This window comes from Synechococcus sp. R6-7 (assembly GCF_047461695.1).
Taxonomy (GTDB): domain Bacteria; phylum Cyanobacteriota; class Cyanobacteriia; order Thermostichales; family Thermostichaceae; genus Thermostichus.
On sequence record NZ_JANSHS010000126.1, the window covers coordinates 1 to 4,031 of the forward strand.

Annotated in this window: 4 protein-coding genes; 1 reads left to right on the forward strand and 3 read right to left on the reverse strand. The window is 60.6% G+C overall.

Annotated features, from left to right (window positions below; translation table 11 throughout):
• The first annotated feature begins 102 nt into the window (after nucleotides 1–102).
• A complete protein-coding gene (locus tag NW815_RS04395) occupies nucleotides 103–702 on the forward strand; it encodes a CPP1-like family protein (RefSeq protein WP_011433251.1) in 600 nt (199 codons plus the stop codon).
• A 38-nt stretch (nucleotides 703–740) separates the two neighbouring features.
• On the opposite strand, the gene NW815_RS04400 is transcribed toward NW815_RS04395, so the two are convergent.
• The 3 genes from NW815_RS04400 to lysA form a co-directional block, all read right to left on the reverse strand.
• Entirely contained in the window at nucleotides 741–1,487 is a 747-nt protein-coding gene (locus tag NW815_RS04400) for an isoprenyl transferase (RefSeq protein WP_011433250.1), read from the reverse strand.
• Between the two features lie 6 nt (nucleotides 1,488–1,493).
• Nucleotides 1,494–2,417, reverse strand: coding sequence for a diadenylate cyclase CdaA (gene cdaA / locus NW815_RS04405; protein WP_414328940.1), 924 nt, complete (start codon nucleotides 2,415–2,417; stop codon nucleotides 1,494–1,496).
• Between the two features lie 218 nt (nucleotides 2,418–2,635).
• Nucleotides 2,636–4,015: a diaminopimelate decarboxylase gene (gene lysA, locus NW815_RS04410; RefSeq protein WP_414390885.1), complete on the reverse strand. Its 1,380-nt coding sequence runs from the start codon at nucleotides 4,013–4,015 to the stop codon at nucleotides 2,636–2,638.
• Nucleotides 4,016–4,031 lie beyond the last annotated feature (16 nt).

The window sequence follows — 4,031 nt, forward strand, 5'->3', positions numbered from 1 at the left end:
TGCGCATAGCGCGGGTGTCGGGTAGTTTACGTAGCCGGATCGAAGGTCGGGCAGGCTGGGTTAAGGTGATAAAGAGTTACAGGGCTGGTCGCTATGGCTGAGATGAGTCCGTATCAGGTGTTGGGAATTAGCGAAGAAGCCTCTTTTGAAGAGATTCAATCGGCGCGGGCTCGGCTCCTGGCCAGCTTGGGCGCGGACGAACAGCAGCAGGAGCGGGTGGAGCAAGCCTACGATGCCATCCTGATGCAGCGCCTGCGCCTGCGCAAAGAGGGCAAAATCGCCGTTCCCGATCGCATTCGCTACGCCGAACAACGGGCTGCCCATCCTGAGCCGGAGCTGAGTTTGCCCCGCCCTGCTGCCCAAAATCCGCCTTGGGTCAGCCGCTGGTTGGATACCCCCTCTACCGCCGATGCCCTCTGGCCTGCGGCGCTGCTGGGTGGGCTGGGGGGTTGGGTTATCCTGGCTCCCGATGAGTACCCCTCGCTGCAACTGGCCTTGGGGCTGATGGCTTGTATCTATTTCCTGTACCGCAAAGAGCGCCGCTTCATTCGCGCTTTTCTCTTGGCCCTGGCGGGCCTGAGCCTGGGGCTGATGTTGGCCTACGGCATTGCCCTTCCTCTCACCGGTGGCGATGCTCCTGGTGCGCTGTTGGTGGGGATCACGTTTACGGTGATGTGGTTGGTGACCAGCTTTCTGCGCTAGCTGCCGGTTGGCAACGGATATCCAACCAGGGATCATCCTCACCTGCCAAACCGCCGCTGCCGCGACTGATAGCTAAGCAAGGCTTGGTGAAAAGCGGCTCGGTCGAAATCCGGCCAGAGGATGGGGGTGAAATACTGCTCGGTGTAGGCCATCTGCCAGAGCAGGAAGTTGCTGATGCGCATCTCGCCGCTGGTACGGATCAGCAGATCAGGATCCGATAAGCCGGTGGTGTAGAGAAATTGGGAAAAGAGGGCCTCGTCAATCTGATCCGGCTGCAGCAGCCCCTGCTGCACCAAGGTGGCAATGGAGCGGCAGGCTTGTAGGATCTCCTGTCGTCCCCCGTAGTTGAGGGCCACCGTCAGGCAAATGCCCTTGTTGTGCTGGGTGCAGGCCACCGCATGCACGATGGTTTCCTGCAGAGAGTGGGGCAGAGCCGACAACTGGCCGGCAAACTGGATGCGCACCCCCTGCTGCACCATTTCCCCCAATTCCTGCCACAGCACCTGCTCGAACAAAGTCATGAGAAAATCCACCTCCTCGCGGGCCCGGCCCCAGTTCTCGGTGGAGAAGGCATAGGCGGTAAGGGCTGGGATCCCCCAGTCATCACAACAGCGCAGCAGCTCCTTCAGGGCCGCTACCCCTCGCTGATGCCCAACACTGCGGGGTAAGCCCCGTTTTTGCGCCCAACGCCCGTTGCCATCCATCACCACCGCCACATGGCGGGGCAACAACTGCGGATCTAGGTCGGCAGGCAACTGCAGAAGATGGGCAGGAGAAAGGGTCATGGAGATTCAGTCTTCGGGGAGGGTTTTCTCAGGTTTGCGAAAGAGTTTAGTCAGATCGGCAAGGGATCCCCACCAGCGCAGCGGCCCATTGCGAAACCAGGGGTGGGCCCACAATCCCTTTAGCGGAGCATCTCGTTTTTTGGCATCGCGGGGATTGCGCAACCGCTGTACCAGCAGTTCGTGTAACTTGGCACTGGTCAGAGGCCGCTCGATGCGCCCACCCTCCGCCAGGGAAATGGATCCCGTTTCTTCTGAGACCACAATACACAAGCAATTGGTCTGCTCTGTGATCCCCATCGCAGCGCGGTGCCGTGTGCCCAGCTGTCGAGAGGCGGCCCGCTCCGAAACCGGCAGGATGACCCCCGCTGCGCGAATGCGATTCCGATGGATGACCACAGCCCCATCATGCAACAAAGTTGAAGTCTGGAAAATGGTCTGCAAGATCTCCCGCGACACCCGCGCCTGGAGAGGTACTCCTTTGTCGGTAAATACCCGCGAGTCAATTGGCTGCTCCGGCTCGATCACAATCAGCGCTCCTGTGCGGTTTTGGGAAAGTTCTCGCACTGCTTGCACCAGTTCTTCCACCAAATCTTCCTCAGGATCCTCCTCGTCATCGCCTGCGTTGCTCGGCCACTCCATGCGGATGGCTCTTGCCAATTGCTCCAGCAGCCGCCGAAACTCCGGTTGAAAGAGCACACCCATGGCTACAGCTGCGCCCAGGAGCAGGCGATCCAAGATCAGGTGAACCAAGGGGAGAGAGGCTGTGGCCAGGTACAGCACCAGCAGCACTATAAATCCCCTCACCAGCACCCCAGCACGACTTTCGCGGGTGTAGTAGAGAGCCAAAGCCAACAGAAAGACAGCCAGAGCCCAGTCCAAGAGGCTGAGAAAGTTAAACTGCTGTAGCCAAGCCCATAAGGCCGCCAGCATGGCGAAAAACCCCGTTCACGCTCCCCTCATTGCGGACCTTCTGCCTGGTGCCGTTCTGCACCTCAGAACCCCTGTTGGACTGCGGCCCCCAGACCAGCCTACCACTCACCTCCTGGCTGTCTTCCAGTCTTTCTCGCATGAGGTGCGTTGGCTGCGGTCGGCGCTGCCAGGAAAGGCTGTGCCTCTACTGACCAGATGGGTATGGGCAAACTTCCCCTTCAACGCAGCAACCGCTCTGGCAAGACATCTTGACGGATTAAGTCGGCATAAGTTTCTCGCCGCACAATCAACTGGGCCTCTCCCTCGTTGACCAGCACCGCGGCTGGCCGAGGGAAGCGATTGTAATTGGAAGCCATGCTGTAGTTGTAGGCCCCCGTCGCCAAAACCACCAACACTTCTCCTGCCATTGGGGCGGGCAGAAGCACATCCTTCAACAGCACATCCCCCGACTCGCAGTGCTTGCCGGCCACCGTTACCCGCTGCGTGGCCTCTGCCTCTGGTCGGTTGGCCAGAAGGGCGGTATAGCGGGCTTGATAGGTGATCGGGCGCGGGTTGTCGGACATACCACCGTCGATGGTGATGTAGGTGCGTCCCTGGGGCAGGTCATCGCTGGGAGGGATCCGCTTTTGCCCCCCCAGGGTGTAGGCGGTCACGGCAGCCGGCCCAATCACAGATCGTCCGGGCTCACAGAGCACTTTCGGCAAAGGGATCCCGGACTGGGCAAAGGCTTGTTGCACCGCCGTTGCCACAGTTTCCACCCACTCCGGGATGGAGGGGGGATCATCGGATTCGATATAGCGGATCCCCAGGCCCCCACCCACATTCAGCTCTTGTAGGGGCAACCCTCTGCCCAGCCCTTGCCGCCAGATCTGGGCCAGCACCCCCGCCAGGTCGCGGTGGCCCTGTAGATCAAAAATCTGTGACCCAATGTGGGCATGGAGCCCAACGCACTGCAGTTGGGGATGGGCTGCCAAAAAGTCAAACACCTCCGGCAGTTGCCATTGGCCGATGCCGAATTTGCTGTCGGTTTGTCCGGTGCGGATGTACTCGTGGGTGTGGACGTCAATACCAGGGTTAACCCGCAGGAGCAGCCGCGCTGGCCGTGCGGGCGTGGTCAGGGCCGACACCTGCTGCAGTTCGTACAGGCTATCGGCCACCAAAGTACAGCCCGTCTCCAGGGCCAAGTTCAGCTCGTCGAGAGACTTGGCGTTGCCGTGCAGATAGAGATCTTCACCTTTGGCCCCCGCCTGCAGGGCCGTGTACAGCTCCCCGCCAGAAGCCACATCCAACCCCAGCCCTTCTTGCAGCGCCAATGCACAGATGGCCAGGCAATTCCAGGCTTTCGTGGCGTACAAAACCCGGGATCCCCCGGCGTAGCAGCGGGCCCAGGTGTCACGGTAAAGCTGGCAGGCGCGGCGCAGCGTCCATTCGTCCAGGATGTAGAGAGGGGATCCAAACTGGCGCACCAGCTCCACCACGTCGCACCCCCCAATTTCCAAGTGCCCCCGGCTGTTGATACGGCTGGTCAAGGGGCGCAAAGACTGGTTGGGGGAAAGGGTCTGCTCTGGATGGGTGGGAGTGCCGAGGGTCGAAATCATGGTCAGGAGTCAGAAA